13 protein-coding genes and 4 pseudogenes are annotated in these 15,633 nt (G+C 36.7%); 8 read left to right on the top strand and 9 right to left on the bottom strand.

Annotated elements, in window-relative coordinates:
• Positions 1-43 precede the first annotated feature (43 nt).
• From atpE to BTN50_RS04380, 7 genes and pseudogenes are all read right to left on the bottom strand, one after another.
• Positions 44-301 (bottom strand): F0F1 ATP synthase subunit C, encoded by a 258-nt coding sequence (gene atpE, locus BTN50_RS04355; protein ID WP_096619161.1) that lies wholly within the window; start codon positions 299-301, stop codon positions 44-46.
• A gap of 70 nt (positions 302-371) precedes the next feature.
• On the bottom strand, positions 372-1,157 hold the full coding sequence (atpB, locus tag BTN50_RS04360; protein ID WP_096619162.1) for a F0F1 ATP synthase subunit A: 786 nt from the start codon (positions 1,155-1,157) through the stop codon (positions 372-374).
• A gap of 8 nt (positions 1,158-1,165) precedes the next feature.
• On the bottom strand, positions 1,166-1,552 hold the full coding sequence (locus BTN50_RS04365) for a F0F1 ATP synthase subunit I (RefSeq protein WP_096619163.1): 387 nt from the start codon (positions 1,550-1,552) through the stop codon (positions 1,166-1,168).
• 780 nt (positions 1,553-2,332) lie between these two features.
• Complete coding sequence (locus tag BTN50_RS12200) at positions 2,333-2,515, bottom strand: ParB N-terminal domain-containing protein (RefSeq protein ID WP_394336741.1); 183 nt, start codon at positions 2,513-2,515, stop codon at positions 2,333-2,335.
• 964 nt (positions 2,516-3,479) lie between these two features.
• Positions 3,480-5,369 (bottom strand): tRNA uridine-5-carboxymethylaminomethyl(34) synthesis enzyme MnmG, encoded by a 1,890-nt coding sequence (mnmG, locus tag BTN50_RS04370; protein WP_096619164.1) that lies wholly within the window; start codon positions 5,367-5,369, stop codon positions 3,480-3,482.
• A gap of 415 nt (positions 5,370-5,784) precedes the next feature.
• Positions 5,785-6,231, bottom strand: a complete 447-nt coding sequence (gene mioC, locus BTN50_RS04375) for an FMN-binding protein MioC (RefSeq protein WP_096619165.1) — start codon at positions 6,229-6,231, stop codon at positions 5,785-5,787.
• Positions 6,232-6,373: 142 nt separating this feature from the next.
• Positions 6,374-7,170: pseudogene (locus tag BTN50_RS04380) on the bottom strand (IS5 family transposase); the annotation flags it as partial.
• 113 nt (positions 7,171-7,283) lie between these two features.
• On the opposite strand from BTN50_RS04380, the pseudogene BTN50_RS09400 reads away from it, so the two are divergent.
• Positions 7,284-7,455, top strand: a pseudogene (locus tag BTN50_RS09400) (IS5/IS1182 family transposase); the annotation flags it as partial.
• A gap of 132 nt (positions 7,456-7,587) precedes the next feature.
• Here the strand turns inward: BTN50_RS09400 and mnmE are convergent.
• Entirely contained in the window at positions 7,588-8,952 is a 1,365-nt protein-coding gene (gene mnmE / locus BTN50_RS04385; protein WP_096619166.1) for a tRNA uridine-5-carboxymethylaminomethyl(34) synthesis GTPase MnmE, read from the bottom strand.
• A 129-nt stretch (positions 8,953-9,081) separates the two neighbouring features.
• Positions 9,082-9,252, bottom strand: a pseudogene (locus BTN50_RS10085) (IS5/IS1182 family transposase); the annotation flags it as partial.
• Between the two features lie 192 nt (positions 9,253-9,444).
• Between BTN50_RS10085 and BTN50_RS12205 the strand changes: the two are divergent.
• From BTN50_RS12205 to aroB, 7 genes and pseudogenes are all read left to right on the top strand, one after another.
• Positions 9,445-9,612 carry a transposase gene (locus BTN50_RS12205; RefSeq protein ID WP_394336777.1) on the top strand — a complete coding sequence of 56 codons (168 nt, stop codon included), beginning with the start codon at positions 9,445-9,447 and terminating at the stop codon, positions 9,610-9,612.
• A gap of 724 nt (positions 9,613-10,336) precedes the next feature.
• Positions 10,337-10,627 carry a co-chaperone GroES gene (locus BTN50_RS04390; RefSeq protein WP_096619167.1) on the top strand — a complete coding sequence of 97 codons (291 nt, stop codon included), beginning with the start codon at positions 10,337-10,339 and terminating at the stop codon, positions 10,625-10,627.
• Positions 10,628-10,670: 43 nt separating this feature from the next.
• Complete coding sequence (gene groL, locus BTN50_RS04395; protein ID WP_096619168.1) at positions 10,671-12,311, top strand: chaperonin GroEL; 1,641 nt, start codon at positions 10,671-10,673, stop codon at positions 12,309-12,311.
• A 387-nt stretch (positions 12,312-12,698) separates the two neighbouring features.
• Positions 12,699-13,152 (top strand): annotated as a pseudogene (locus tag BTN50_RS04405) (transposase); the annotation flags it as partial.
• Between the two features lie 95 nt (positions 13,153-13,247).
• A complete protein-coding gene (locus BTN50_RS12625; RefSeq protein WP_449240172.1) occupies positions 13,248-13,388 on the top strand; it encodes a hypothetical protein in 141 nt (46 codons plus the stop codon).
• A gap of 607 nt (positions 13,389-13,995) precedes the next feature.
• Complete coding sequence (gene aroK / locus BTN50_RS04410; protein WP_096619533.1) at positions 13,996-14,514, top strand: shikimate kinase AroK; 519 nt, start codon at positions 13,996-13,998, stop codon at positions 14,512-14,514.
• 34 nt (positions 14,515-14,548) lie between these two features.
• Positions 14,549-15,625 (top strand): 3-dehydroquinate synthase, encoded by a 1,077-nt coding sequence (aroB, locus tag BTN50_RS04415; RefSeq protein WP_096619170.1) that lies wholly within the window; start codon positions 14,549-14,551, stop codon positions 15,623-15,625.
• Positions 15,626-15,633 lie beyond the last annotated feature (8 nt).

Consider the following 15,633-nt stretch of genomic DNA (forward strand, 5'->3'; position numbering starts at 1 on the left):
CCGGAATTCCTCACGAGTTAACGACAGGATCTATTAAGATAAATTAACCAGTTAATTGACCTACAAATGGATTTGCAAAAGTAAACAGTAGCGCAATAACAATACCAATCATTGGAACCGCATCCAGCAACCCCGCAATTATAAACATCTTAACTTGTAACATTGAAGCCATTTCAGGTTGACGCGCAGCACCTTCAAGAAATTTACCGCCAAGCAGTGCAAAACCAATCGCAGTACCTAGAGAAGCAAGACCTACAATGATGCCTACCGCAATTGCAGAAAAACTTAATAAAATTTCCATCACTATCTCCAGTTTTTTATTGTTTGCTAAATAGCCTTAAAGTTTAACATATAAAGTATTTTTAAAATAATTAATGCTCTGGAACTTCGTGTGCCTGAGACAGGTACACAATAGTCAGCATCATAAATACAAACGCTTGAATCGTAATGACTAGAATGTGGAATATTGCCCATGGTACTGAACCTAACCATTGTGCCCACCACGGTAATAATGCTGCAATAAGAATAAACACCACTTCACCAGCAAACATATTACCGAATAAACGCATACCAAGGGAGATAGGTTTAGCAAGTAGTGATGCTACTTCTAGTAATAAGTTAAAAGGGATCATGCTCCAGTGATTAAACGGATGCAGAGCCAATTCTTTAGTAAAACCTCTTATACCTTTAATTTTAAGGCTATAATAAATTATTAAAAAAAATACTCCTAACGCCATTGCCAGGGTAATATTCACGTCAGCAGTTGGCACCACTTTAAGATAAGGAATGCCAGCCAAACTTGCAAAATGAGGAATAAAATCGATAGGGATTAAATCCATCATATTCATTAAAAATATCCACACGAAAATGGTTAAAGCTAAAGGTGCAATCAGTGGATTATTACCTTTAAATGTTTCACGGACATTCCTATCGATGAATTCAACTATGATTTCAACCACACATTGAATCATGCCAGGAACTTCTGTGGTTGCTTTTTTTGCGACTGAGCTGAAAAACCATAAAAAAGCAATACCAATCAGGACAGAAAAAAAGAGGCTATCAATATGAACCATCCAGAATCCTTCTCCCACTGATAAATTTAGAAGATGATGAACAATATAACTCGAGGGCGTTAGCGTTTCACCTGGTGCAGCCATAATTCTTCCTATTTATTATTAGTGAATAAAATTGGCGCAAAGATGTTCACTCCAAGTATTAGTAAATAGGCTAGTTTGAGGGGAACAAGCTCTACCTCTGCATACAAATAAACAACACAAAATAAAATAATAGTTAAAACAATTTTAAATATTTCACCGCTATAAAAAGATACCATAATGAGTTTTGCAGCTCTTGCTCCACTAAATAAAAATACCCACACTGCAAAAGCTGCGTTAGCTATTACAAAAATGCCACCGCCTATGAGTACAGAAATTCCCCATTTGATATTGACAATAGTCACCATTAAAATTGCTGTTACTAACACAACGCGCACCTGTAACAGAAGCAATTTTTTAGCAAAATTGCGACCAGATTGCGTGAGCGTCGATACCATGTATTAATTCCTCGAATCCTTTGCGTAAAGTATCTTGGTTATGCCAGGTAAGTTTAAAAATTTTTATGAATTACTTTTTGAATGTACTTTCATTCATCACTTCAAAAATTTAGGTTAATTTTTACAACATAGTAATCTTATTATAGTAACCCAAAATATATTTTTAACATTCAACACATGATCTCATAATTTTTACCAAAGATTATAAAAAATCTACATAGATTGTTACTTTGACTGAAATTACTCACTTATTTTCTATTGTCATTTCCATTTTATGAAATAATCTCCGTAGTACCTAGCTTTTCTACGAGTCTATCTTGCACAGTTAAAAACTGTGCAAAACTTAATTGAGATACACATTCTTTATCTAATATTTGCATTTTTTCATAGAGAGCTTTGAGCTGCCTCACGGTTAAATTTTTATTCGTGGCCAATATAGCAACTTCAATTTACGCCTCATTTTTTAAAAAAAAGCATAAAATAATCTATTTCCAGCTGGCAACCAAGCAATAAATTTTTAATACTACTTTTTAAACTCTTTAATTTCAATAAATTACTGATTACGATACGAATTTTTTTAATGTTTTAACCAACAGTTGGTGAGTAAATGTGAAATTATGTACTAATCGGTTGAGAGCTTCTGCCTCTTCCATTGCATTGAGAGCTGCACGTTACATATTCTCTAACAAGAGCTGTCACATTAGCTGCTAGGTCATTATATACTCTAATTAAACAAGATACGTAAGATAAATCAGCTAATTTGGATACTCTTCAACAACGCTAACCTACTATAATTTCATATTGCTGCGTACAAGTTTGCTGCAAAACTAGTGATTGAATAATGCCTTGTGCATAAATTAACTCCGCAAGCTCATTTAATGCATCTGTATTCATATATGATACAAATTGATAACTACTAGGTCTTAAAATCGTAAAAGTAAGGTTGTTGCAGTTCATTGTCATTAATGGCTTACTGGCGTTTTATATGTATATACTCATACTCTTGTGCTTTTGCGTTTATCACAAGAAAAACATCGAGTACTTTGCCCAATCCATGTTTTGAAACATTCGGTTTATTCCTTCAGAAGTGTTAGCAGTGTTTTAAGTAAGCATCATCTGTTCTTCACGATGAAGAATTTTTTTCACCAATGCCAAATATGCTTTAGCGTCACTAGAATACTTATCATAAGACATAGCAATTTTACCATGCCTAAGCACTTTTGCGAAGTGAAGTGAATATTACCTGGGATAAGAGTACGATACACTTTATCTCCAAAATATTACTGAATTTGATCAGACACTTCCGTTGCTAATCTATTTCATAGATCATATCTAGTTTTAATAAGCCTTCCACATGGAAGTGACATTCACTACGCTAATAAACTTACTAATAGTATCCATTAATACTGTGAGACTTTCTAAGACAAAATATTCGCACCACACAGGTAGAAGTATAGAGTTGGTAGCAATCAATAAAATAAAATCATAGTTTTCACGAACATTTACTACTGCGCTGCATAACTGTATTTTTTTGTAAACTTTTCCATAATGTAATTATGCACTGGTGTAACTATTATCAATAGTAAGCTTAAAAATAACCTACTGAATAAAATGAACACGCTTACCTAAGTTTTTCATTAAGATGAACCATTTATAATAATTAATAATTGCAAGTATAATCTTCGCTAGACTTGAACCTGTCCTTACATCAATGAAAGTTACTCCTTAAATAAGTTAGTTAATTATCATATTATCCATTATGTGTTGTATTAATGTTTGTGGACCCTGATGAACATTAAGTTATAAGTTTTTCCCTATTTGTATAGTGTTTCACATTAGTCAATTAATTGGGTTCGCTTATACATAGAGATATTAATTTCTACTTATTCAATGTGTTGTCAAAACATTGTTGCTGTTGCGCAACCTATTAGGCTTTTTTTGTCAGCATGCCTTGTTTTTTCAAGTGTACTAAAAGAATCGAGATAGCTGCAGGCGTAACACCTGAAATACGAGAAGCCTTACCAATGGTTTCTGGGCGAACATCTTGCAGTTTAGCCACGGATTCATTTGATAAACCCTTGATTTTATGGTATTCTAATTTAAGCGGTAATAAAATATTAGCATGACGAATAGATTTCTCAATTTCACTTTTTTGACGGTCAATGTAACCCGCATACTTCAGCTTAATTTCTACTTGTTCGCGCGCTTGCTTATCGCTATGAGCAGGTGAAAACGCAGGTTGTGCAACTAATTGATCATATGTCACTTCAGGACGACGCAGAAGATCTTCACCGCTTGTTTCTCGCATTAATGGCCTTTTTAAAATTGAATTGATATATTCTACATGCTTGGATGTTGGACTAATCAAAGTACTACGAAGGCGTTGTGTTTCTTGCTCAATATTTTCGAGCTTTTCGTTAAAACGAGCCCAACGTGTGTCATCAACTAATGCTAGCTCACGGCCAATTGCAGTAAGACGAAGATCTGCATTATCTTCACGCAATAACAAACGATATTCAGCACGTGAGGTAAACATACGGTATGGTTCTTTAGTACCCATAGTTGATAAATCGTCAATTAATACAGCTATATAAGCTTGATCTCTACGTGGACACCAGCCATCTTTACCTTGTGAGAACAACGCCGCATTAACTCCAGCTAATAAACCTTGCGCTGCTGCTTCTTCGTATCCGGTAGTACCATTAATTTGGCCAGCAAAAAATAGACCTCTGATGTATTTAGTTTCAAAAGTTTGCTTGAGATCACGAGGATCGAAGAAATCATACTCAATAGCATAACCAGAGCGAATCACTCGTGCATTTTCAAATCCAGATATTGAATGAATAATTTCCATTTGAACATCAAACGGTAAACTCGTTGAGATTCCGTTTGGATAAAGTTCATTTGTTGTCAGACCTTCAGGCTCAACAAAAATTTGATGTTGCTTTTTGTCGGCAAAGCGCATTACTTTGTCTTCAATAGATGGGCAGTAGCGTGGACCTATACCTGCAATTATACCAGTATACATTGGGCTACGATTGAAATTTTTTCGGATTATATCATGTGTTTTTTCATTAGTGTAGGTAATGTAACAAGGTATTTGGTCCGGATGGTCAGATGTGTTTCCCATGAATGAAAAAACAGGGCATGGATTATCACCTTGTTGTATTTGCATAACGCTAAAGTCAACAGTTCGAGCATCAATACGTGGGGGGGTACCTGTTTTTAGGCGATTCACACGAAATGGTAATTCTCGCAAACGATTAGCTAGCGCTGTTGATGGTGGATCACCTGCGCGACCTCCGGAGTAAGTTTTGAAGCCAATGTGAATTTTTCCATTAAGAAAAGTACCAACTGTTAATACCAGAGATGTTGTGTGAAATTTTACACCCATTTCCGTAATAACACCTGTCACATTATCTTGTTCAATGATCAAATCAATAACATTTTGTTGAAATAAAAAGAGATTTTTTTGATTTTCTAGGGTTTTACGAATTGCGGTTTTATACAGCATTCTGTCAGCTTGTGCGCGAGTAGCTCTTACAGCTGGACCTTTAGAAGCATTTAGCGTACGAAATTGAATCCCACTTTTATCTATAGCTTGTGCCATTAGGCCACCCAGTGCATCGACTTCTTTCACCAGATGTCCTTTTCCAATTCCACCAATGGCAGGATTACATGACATTTGTCCTAATGTATCTATGTTATGTGTTAGCAGAAGGGTTTCTTGTCCCATCCGTGCTGCAGCAAGCGCGGCTTCCGTACCTGCATGACCACCACCAACAATAATAACATCAAAGTGGTCTGGGTAAAACATCGTATGACCTCTAGAAAAAGAATATTGATTAATTAAATTAGCAAAGAAAATAATCTTATCATTTTTTAAACAGTGAGAGAACTAAAAGTATATTCGGAGATTATAATGTAGTTATTTTTAATATTAATAGATCTTTTATTAGATCTTTTATTAATCTATATGATCTTTATGTATAACTATTAAATATTCAATATGATCATTTGTTTAGTAATGATCATTTCTTGTGTGTTTGTTTGGATTAACGTTGGTAAATCCTGAGATTAAAATAGCTTTTTATACACAAGGAGATATTATAATCAAAGTTATTACCAGAATAACTATAGGTTAATCACTGTTTATATCTATAGTTATCCACAATATATAAGTTTTATTTTGAGGCTTTAATTTGAATAAAAAGGAAATAAATTGTGAAAGCTTATTTATTAAATGTCTTTTCCCACCTGGATAACCAGACTTCAGCAAGTTCTTCTGGTAATTCATAAGCAAGAACATCTATTTCTAAATGCTTAATATCACGTTGACCACCTAACTTTTCAAGTAATTTATCAGCGCGCTTACCCGCCCCGCAAAAGGTATCGTAGCTTGAATCACCGATAGCAATTACGGCAAAGTGTAGGTGACTTAAGTCTGGAGATTGGTATTCTAATTTATCCATTAGCGGCGCAATGCTTTCTGGATAGTCTCCTGCTCCATGGGTTGATGTCACTAGAAGAAGCCTTTTTGCATAAAGGATATCTGACAGTTCACCCATATTGGTGATATTAACATCATGACCATTACGGGTGAGTAAATTAGCTAAGTAATCACCAATATATTCGGTCCCCCCTGAAGTGCTTCCTGTTAGTAAGGTAATTAAGTTCATAGCATTGTTTGCTTATTCTTTCTAGTAATGGAGAATAATATTGGCGGGAGTGCAATGACAAGTCAAGCTCACTTGTCTTGTCATATTCATGATTTTGTTGCCTCATTCGAACTCAGATAGTTAACTTCAATATGATCAAGTATTAAACGATCGCTTTCATGTTAGATATATATAGCCCGGTCAGCTTATCTAATGTTTTTATAATTGGATAGATTTCGTCAATGAAGGTATTGTTATTTCTTAGGCTTAATGTCTCTCTCAGTAGTTTTTTAGCTCGAAACATTGTCGTCTATGATAGGGAACATTTATGGTAATCATATCTTGTTTTTCAATGCTGATTGTAACCGTATAATTTCTGATCACTGACAGCTAAATTACGCAGATGACCTTGTTCCCCAAAAGTGGCTCTTTTCTTGGTGGGATGAGTGGAATCGCTCGTTTAATACGAACGGTTGCGTAGCATTATCTGGTGTTATAAGCACCATCGGCTGATATTTCATTGATTTTTTGGCGAGTCTATTGAAGTACGTTAGGTAGCACCTTACCATCAGTTCCATTTGATGCACTTAACTCAACAGCAATGATTTCATACGTATTTATATCTATCTTTAAATGTAACTTGTGTCAGACTCACTGTTTCCCGTCAGTACCATGCTTTGTTACTTTCTATTCCCCTTCATCGTAGATTTTGAGCCCCATAGAATCAATGGTTAAGTGCTGGATGCTGCCTTTATTCTTCTTCTTGAACACGATGCTAACTGTTTTTGCTAGCTTGCTAATGTATGAATAGTGAGGGTATGATAATGGTAGTTGAACAGGTTTGAACATAGAATTAATGAATCCTTGTAAACTTTTCAATTGCATTGAAAATACGCATTTAGCCACGAGGGCCGTCGTAATGGCTAAGTCGCTAAATAAACTAGGTCTCCCATGGTTACCCTTCTTAGTTGTTTCATAGCGAAGATTGTTCATAGACCTGAATATTTCAATGAGCCTAACAGTTTAGAGTGTTGGTAGAAATTTAGTGCCCTGATTTAGGAAACAAAGCCTGTTACCATAAACATTTTTTAGCAGAGAACAGCAATGGTTCGAGTTAAAAAATTCCTGGGAAGGACATTGAGTTTAAGGGAGCATGCTACTCAGATTAGTGAAACATACGCCATGATAAAAACGTTAAATAAACTGATCAGATTAGGTATGCCTAAAACGAAAGTGATTGTCTAATGGTAAACCATGTGGTGATTTGCTATCTGAACTCAAATTAAAAAAATAAAGCCTAGTAAAATGAAGTCATTTAATGGCGAAAGTATTATCTTTAAACAATAATCAACTTTTTGAATAAATGGCCCAGTTAAATCATTTGCCTATACAGAAAGAGCTGAAGATTCTACCGAGAAGATCAGCGGAGCTGAATTCACCTGTTATTTCATTGAGGTGTTGTTGTGCAATTCTAAGTTCTTCCGCCAAAATTTCTCCTGTCATATACTCTGAGAGTTGGTAGCGACCTATGTCTAGATGCATGAAAGCTGCATCTAATGCTGTTAGGTGACGCCGACGTGCCATAAAGCGCCCTTCAGTTGCTCCTGAAAAGCCCATGCATGCTTTTAAGTGTTCACGTAGGGCGTCGATTCCAGCTCCTGATTTGGCGCTTAACCGAATGAGTGTAAATTCATTTTCATGGCAGATACCAAGCTTTTCGCCTGTTAGATCCGCTTTATTACGAATGACAGTCATGCCTACGTTCGGTGGTAGACGGTCAATAAATTCTGGCCAAATTTTTTTTGGAGAAGTCGCATCGGTTGTCGTGCCATCAACCATGAAGAGCACACGGTCAGCCTGAGCAATTTCATCCCACGCCCTTTCTATACCAATGCGTTCGATTTCATCTAATGCATCACGTAGACCAGCTGTATCTATGATATGTAGCGGCATTCCGTCAATGTGGATATCTTCACTCAATATGTCTCGCGTTGTACCAGCTATGTTGGTCACAATTGCACTTTCTTTGCCTGATAATGCATTGAGTAAGCTGGATTTTCCTGTATTAGGACGTCCTGCTATGACAACTTTCATGCCTTCTCGCATTATGGATCCTTGATTTGCCTCTTTACGTACTGAATTAAGTGAAGTAATAATGCAATTTAAATCCGTTGCAATTTTTCCACAAGACAAGAAGTCGATTTCTTCATCAGGGAAATCGATCGCAGCTTCGACATAAACTCGCAAGTTAATTAGTGATTCAACCAAATAATTTATTTTTCGAGAGAATGCACCTTGTAAACTTTGAAGGGCGCTTTTAGCTGCCTGCTCTGAGCTTGCATTAATCAAATCTGCAATGGCTTCAGCTTGCGTTAAATCTAGTTTATCATTAAGGAATGCGCGTTCTGAAAATTCACCTGGCTTGGCTGTACGAACACCTTCAATACTGACGATACGCTTAATCAGCATGTCCATAATGACGGGGCCACCGTGACCTTGAAGTTCGAGTACATCTTCACCAGTGAATGAGTTGGGTGCTTGAAAATAAAGAGCAATACCTTGATCGATTGCTTTACCTCGTTCATCGTTAAAGGGAAGATATTCAGCGCGACGAATGGTTAGTTCTCGTCCTGTAACAGCTATAGCGACGTCTTTAGCTTTTTGTCCAGAAACGCGAATAATACTAATACTGCCACGTCCTGCTGGTGTTGCGTGTGCGGTGATAGTGTCTGTATAACGCATGGTGCTTAAACCTGCTGATTTAAATTGTTGATAGTGTATACCTAAACTTCACTAAAATAGAGGTTTCAATACCATTTGACTTGGTTTCCTCATTCTAATTTAGATAGTAAATCCTAATATGATTTACTATTAGACAATCGCTTTCGTGTTAGGCATACTCAGTCCTGTCAGTTTATTTAGCGCTTTTATTATGGAGTAGGTTTCGCTAATTTGAGTTGTGTGCTCCCTTAGGCTTAATTCCCTCCCAGGAGTTTTTTTAACTCGAACCATTGCTGTCTCTGCTAGGGAACGTTTATGGTAACAGGCTTTATTTCCTAAATAAGGGAACTAAATTTTCAATTAATACCCTGAAACAGTTAGGCTCATTTAAATATTCAGGTCTATGAGCAAACTTAACCACAGAATAATAACTGGAAGCAGTATAATTAAGCTTTTATGAATCGTGGCTTACTAATATTCTGTATTTTTTAAAAAATCATTCAGTACTTAACCATTGATGTTACAAGGTTTAAAGTCTATGGTGCAAGTGGATGGAAAGTAAAAAAGCATTGTGCTGATGGGAAGTGGCGAGTTTGGTGCAAGTTACATTTAGCGATAGGTTTCAATACGCATGCAATCATTATGGTTGAATTTAGCGCATCAAATGTGACTTGTTGGTGAAACGCTATCTGATTTGTTCAAAGAGACTTGTGGACAGTGAATGAAATATTTAGACGAATTTAAAACTCGTTCGTATTAAATGAGCGGTTCCAACCATACTACCAAGAAAAGGAGTAACTGTTTGAAAACGAAGTTATATATGCCATGTAACGGTCGGTTACCAGAAGTTATATGGTTCAAATAAGTATTGAAAAACGAAGTATGGTTTCCATAAATATTTTCTATTAGAGTAGAGATGGTAATATTCGCGTTGAAAGACTACCTGGAGGAACATTGAGCTTAAGAGATCATAATGCTCAGATTAGCAAAGCTTATCTCATAATAAAAGAATTAAATAAGCTGACAAAACTAGGAAGGCTGAAAACGAAAGTACTCATTTAATAGTCACCCATATTGGATTGGCTATCTGAACTCAATTTAGGAAATAGAACTTCTTTTTTTATCGCATTCTGACAATTTTTCTCTTTCATATAAAGATAAGAAAACGAAACAGAAAATTTTATTAAAATATTTTGTTATTACAAAAGCAGAGCTATCCTAATCAACAGAATGTGATGACGTAAAAAAAGTTGTGTAAAAAAAATTTTTTTTGTACTCTCCCCCTTGGGATTGAGATAACCCATCCCCACTTAAGAGGTACTTTGGGAACCACAAAGCCACAAACCTTGTAGTTTCTTTTTTTAATTCCATAAATGGATCATTACATTAATTCAGGAGACGACCAATGAACATTCGTCCACTACATGATCGGGTAATCGTTGAACGTAAAGAAGTTGAATCAAAATCTGCTGGTGGCATTGTCTTAACGGGTTCTGCTGCTGAGAAGTCTACTCGAGGCATGGTGCTCGCGGCTGGTAAAGGCCGTATCCTCGAAAACGGTAACGTACAACCTTTGGATGTAAAAGTTGGCGACACTGTTATTTTTTCTGAAGGCTATAGCACTAAGGTTGAGAAAATAGATGGTAAAGAAGTCTTGATCCTGTCTGAAAATGACATCATGGCTATCGTTGAATAATTACTATTGTACTGAAAAAACAGATTGCAAAAAGGGAAAAAAAATGGCAGCTAAAGAAGTTAAATTTGGTAATGAGGCACGTTCAAAAATGCTAGAAGGCGTAAACATTCTGGCAAATGCAGTTAAAGTAACTCTTGGGCCTAAAGGCCGTAATGTTGTACTGGACAAATCGTTCGGTGCACCAATTATCACCAAAGATGGTGTGACTGTTGCGCGTGAAATTGAGTTGGACGATAAATTCCAGAATATGGGCGCCCAAATGGTGAAAGAAGTTGCATCTCAAGCAAATGATGCTGCTGGTGATGGCACAACTACCGCAACTGTTCTTGCTCAATCGATCATTGTGGAAGGTTTAAAAGCAGTTGCTGCTGGTATGAATCCAATGGACCTAAAACGCGGTATAGACAAAGCAGTTATTGCGGTAGTTGAAGAATTAAAAGTATTATCTGTTCCATGTTCTGATACTAAAGCTATTGCGCAGGTTGGTACTATTTCTGCCAATTCTGATGCAACAGTAGGTAATATCATTGCAGAAGCAATGGAAAAAGTTGGCCGTGATGGTGTCATTACTGTAGAAGAAGGCCAATCTTTAAAAGATGAGTTGGATGTAGTTGAAGGTATGCAGTTTGACCGTGGTTATCTGTCTCCTTACTTCATTACTAACCAAGAATCTGGTTCTGTTGATTTAGAAAACCCATTGATTCTATTGGTTGAAAAGAAAATATCAAATATTCGTGAATTGTTGCCTACTTTGGAAACAGTAGCTAAATCTTCACGTCCATTGCTAATTATTGCAGAAGATGTAGAGGGTGAAGCATTAGCAACGTTAGTAGTGAATAAGATGCGTGGTATCGTAAAAGTGGCTGCTGTTAAAGCACCTGGTTTTGGCGATCGACGAAAAGCAATGCTTCAAGATATCGCAACACTGACAGCAGGTACTGTTATTTCTGAAGAAATTGGTTTGGAGCTGGAGAAAGTTACGCTAGAAGATCTTGGTCAAGCTAAGCGCATTTCTATCACTAAAGAAAATACTACCATCATTGATGGTGCTGGTGATGGAGTGTCTATAAAAGGTCGTGTATCTCAAATCCGTCAGCAGATTGAAGATGCAACATCAGACTATGATAAAGAAAAACTTCAAGAACGTGTTGCTAAATTGGCAGGTGGTGTAGCAGTAATTAAAGTTGGTGCTGCGACTGAAGTAGAAATGAAAGAGAAGAAAGATCGAGTTAAAGATGCGCTGCATGCAACACGCGCTGCTGTAGAAGAAGGGGTAGTTGCTGGTGGTGGTGTTGCATTGATTCGTGCAGCTCATAAAGTTGTCGATCTACAAGGGGACAACGAAGATCAAAATGTAGGCATTCGTGTTGCATTGCGTGCTATGGAATCACCTCTTCGTCAAATTGTTCTTAATGCAGGTGATGAAGATTCTGTGGTTGCTAACAATGTTAAAGCGGGCGAAGGTAGTTATGGCTACAATGCAGCAACTAGTGAATACGGTGACATGATTGCAATGGGTATTCTGGATCCAACTAAGGTTACTCGTTCAGCACTGCAATTTGCTGCATCTATTGGAGGCTTGATGATTACCACTGAAGCTATGGTAACTGAAGCGCCTAAGTTAGATGCTCCTGCTGCAATGCCTGATATGAGTGGTATGGGCGGTATGGGCGGTATGATGTAAAAATTAACTGCCATCATAAAAATAGAAAAAGCCCGCATATGCGGGCTTTTTCTACAAAGAAAAGGTTAATAATACATTTTAAATGTATTTATTCAATCGACGTGAAGATGCAATTTCAAGCATTTGAAACATATCAATGATTCGGAATATGAAAGAAACTGTAAGTCTTGGCATAGTTAGTTACAGTAAAAAAGTGCTAAATATTTTCTTTGAAATAACATTTTTTGTAAAAATATTGTTTTTTGGCTGTTTACTCATCACAGATTTGTTTTTTAAATCAGAGGCCTTCATTAGTAATTTACGCTCTAAACAGCTAGGTTTACTTAAATATTTAAGTTTATGAATAAGCTTCGCTGCAAAACAACTAACTGGCAATAATATAATTAAATTTTAATCAATAGTAGCTTACTAATATTTTTGATTGATGCAGAAGCCATTCAGTTCTGGAATCAAACTAAGCCGAGTAATCGTGGGAGACCTCGTTGGTTTAGTGACTCAACTATTGTGATGGCTCTCATGGTCAAGCGTGTATTTTCAACGCTATTGAGAGGTATGTAAGGAATTATTAATTCTATGTTTAAACTTGCTCAATGACTGTTATCATGTTCTTTTTGTTCATGCATTAGTAAGTGAACTAAAATGGTTAACGCTGCATTTAAAATGAAGGCTAAAGAAACTATTCAGCATTTAGCCTTTAATTTCACAGGGCTAAAAGTCTACGCTGAATGCGAATAGAAAGTAAAAAATTATGGCATTCATGGTTAAGGTGCTACCTAACTTACTCAAAGAAACTCGCCGAAAAATCCATGCAATATCAGGCGATGGAGTTTACAAGGCCAAATAATGTTACGAAATTATTCGTATTAAACGAATAGTTTAAATGAGCATTGGAAAACGTAGTACAGTTATTCTCAATGTCACCTATTGAAGACGGGAATGTTTCGAGTCAAAAAGCTACCAGGAGGAGCATTGAGCCTAAGGAATCATAATGCTCAGATCGGTAAAACTTGCGTCATGATAAAAGAATTAAACAGGCTGACAGGATTAGATATATCTAACACGAAAGTAATTATCTAATAGCTCATTATAATAGATTTGTTATTTTAACTCGAATTAGAAAACAAAGCTGGTTTACATAGGGTAAACTCTTAAGTATGGTAAAAATGTAAATTGATAAAGTCCTGCTCATTAATACGCAGTGTATTAGTACGCAAGTGCTCGTAATTAGTGCTGAAATAGAAGTTCTCAGTGGTATTTACCAATGCAGAATATTATATGGTATGGATACAGTACTATTGTTAGGTTATATTTTAAATTAAGATACTTTCTTCGTAGTAACTACGAAACCATAGTGAAATAAGTGCGATAAATCCTTACAATACCTTGTATTACTGTTCAATAAATGGTTTGTCTTCACGTAGTGATTGGTGTTGTTTAAATAAAAGACCATAAAGAGCTTTAAACGTAATTAAATGTCTATTTTAGCCAGTTTAACCTCAAAAATTGGCTTCCATAGAATTTAAACTGAAGGTTGAGTGTATTTTTAGTTGCCAAAGGGCTATGTGACCTGAGATAATTTTAGGTCTGAGCATGAATTATTTGTGAGGAAATTGGCACCTCAGGCTTTCGGATAACGAGCCTGCGGGTGGTGTTATTTTCATTAACCGCGCGTAAACTGCTAAAAATGGCTGAAAAACGAAATATTTTCCTTATAGGTCCAATGGGAGCTGGTAAAAGCACAATTGGACGTCATCTGGCACAACAATTGCACATGGAGTTTTTTGATTCAGACACTGTAATCGAAGATCGTACTGGTGCTGATATAGCATGGGTATTTGATGTTGAAGGTGAAGAAGGCTTTCGCGACCGCGAAGAAAACGTTATTAACGACTTGACTCAAAAACATGGTATCGTTTTGGCGACTGGTGGTGGTTCAATCAAGAGCAAAGAGAGCAGTAACCGTCTGTCTGCTCGTGGTGTCGTAGTGTATTTAGAGACTACTATTGAAAAACAATTGGCACGCACTCAACGTGAAAAGAAACGCCCTTTGCTTCAGACCGAGAAATCTCGTCAGATTCTCGAAGATCTTGCAAGTGAACGTAACCCTTTGTATGAAGAAATTGCTGACTATATAGTACGTACCGATGATCAAAGCGCTAAAGTGGTTACAAATAAGATTATTGAGTTGCTTGAAAACCACTAAGTACTTAGTATTAACGCAATAATACAGGTCTTTCATGGAAAGGATTGATGTAAATTTTGGTAATAGAAGTTACCCAATTTTCATTGGAAGCGGATTGTTATTTGAACACGCCTTTTTTACTGATATCCAGGGCCGTCAGGTAGTGGTGGTGACTAATCAAACTATTGCACCTCTGTATGCTGATCGTCTCATGGATACTTTGAGCAAAGCTGGCGCTATGCCAGCTTTGCTCATCTTACCTGATGGTGAACAATACAAAACGCTTGAAACATTTAATGTCATTCATTCCTTCTTACTGCAAAGTAATTATGCTCGTGATGTGTTACTTGTCGCGTTAGGTGGTGGTGTAATAGGGGATATTGTAGGTTTTGCAGCAGCTTGTTATCAACGTGGCGTGGATTTTATTCAAGTTCCCACTACTCTCTTGTCTCAAGTAGATTCTTCCGTTGGCGGTAAAACAGCTGTGAATCATGTTCTTGGGAAGAATATGATTGGTGCATTTCACCAACCTAAAGCCGTTGTGAGCGATATTGATGTACTTAATTCGTTATCTAATCGCGAATTTGCGGCTGGAATGGCGGAAGTCATCAAATACAGCATTATTATGGATAAATTATTTTTTATATGGCTGGAAAATCATCTTGATGAATTGAATCAGCTTGATGAAAGTGCGCTGATTTATGCGATTAAACATTGTTGTAAAATTAAAGCGGATATTGTTGCGAAAGATGAGAGAGAGTCAGGCGTTCGTGCTTTACTTAACCTTGGGCACACTTTTGGTCATGCTATTGAAGCTGAGATGGGGTACGGTAATTGGTTGCATGGTGAAGCCGTTGCCGTTGGTACTGTGATGGCTGCACTAACAGCACATCTACAGCAATTATTGTCGCAAGAAGATGTTAACCGTATCATTGCCTTACTTGAAAATGCAAAACTCCCAGTGAAAGCACCTGAAAGTATGAATTACGATGTTTTTATAAAGCACATGAAACGTGATAAAAAAGTGTTTTCAGGACAATTACGGTTTATCTTACCTACTTCTATTGGTTCGGCTGCATTGGTTGCAAATGTCACTTTTCAGACGCTTACTGAGGTCCTTACAATACGTTAATGGAGTTT

The sequence above is a fragment of the Candidatus Enterovibrio altilux genome (assembly GCF_002381345.1).
Lineage (GTDB): Bacteria > Pseudomonadota > Gammaproteobacteria > Enterobacterales > Vibrionaceae > Enterovibrio > Enterovibrio altilux.

Excerpts from the sequence above, each read along its gene's own strand:
- atpE (WP_096619161.1), bottom strand. The coding sequence starts at position 301 with ATGGAAATTTTATTAAGTTTTTCTGCAATTGCGGTAGGCATCATTGTA.
- atpB (WP_096619162.1), bottom strand. The coding sequence starts at position 1,157 with ATGGCTGCACCAGGTGAAACGCTAACGCCCTCGAGTTATATTGTTCAT.
- BTN50_RS04365 (WP_096619163.1), bottom strand. The coding sequence starts at position 1,552 with ATGGTATCGACGCTCACGCAATCTGGTCGCAATTTTGCTAAAAAATTG.
- BTN50_RS12200 (WP_394336741.1), bottom strand. The coding sequence starts at position 2,515 with ATGACAATGAACTGCAACAACCTTACTTTTACGATTTTAAGACCTAGT.
- mnmG (WP_096619164.1), bottom strand. The coding sequence starts at position 5,369 with ATGTTTTACCCAGACCACTTTGATGTTATTATTGTTGGTGGTGGTCAT.
- mioC (WP_096619165.1), bottom strand. The coding sequence starts at position 6,231 with ATGAACTTAATTACCTTACTAACAGGAAGCACTTCAGGGGGGACCGAA.
- mnmE (WP_096619166.1), bottom strand. The coding sequence starts at position 8,952 with ATGCGTTATACAGACACTATCACCGCACACGCAACACCAGCAGGACGT.
- BTN50_RS04390 (WP_096619167.1), top strand. The coding sequence starts at position 10,337 with ATGAACATTCGTCCACTACATGATCGGGTAATCGTTGAACGTAAAGAA.
- groL (WP_096619168.1), top strand. The coding sequence starts at position 10,671 with ATGGCAGCTAAAGAAGTTAAATTTGGTAATGAGGCACGTTCAAAAATG.
- BTN50_RS12625 (WP_449240172.1), top strand. The coding sequence starts at position 13,248 with ATGTTTCGAGTCAAAAAGCTACCAGGAGGAGCATTGAGCCTAAGGAAT.
- aroK (WP_096619533.1), top strand. The coding sequence starts at position 13,996 with ATGGCTGAAAAACGAAATATTTTCCTTATAGGTCCAATGGGAGCTGGT.
- aroB (WP_096619170.1), top strand. The coding sequence starts at position 14,549 with ATGGAAAGGATTGATGTAAATTTTGGTAATAGAAGTTACCCAATTTTC.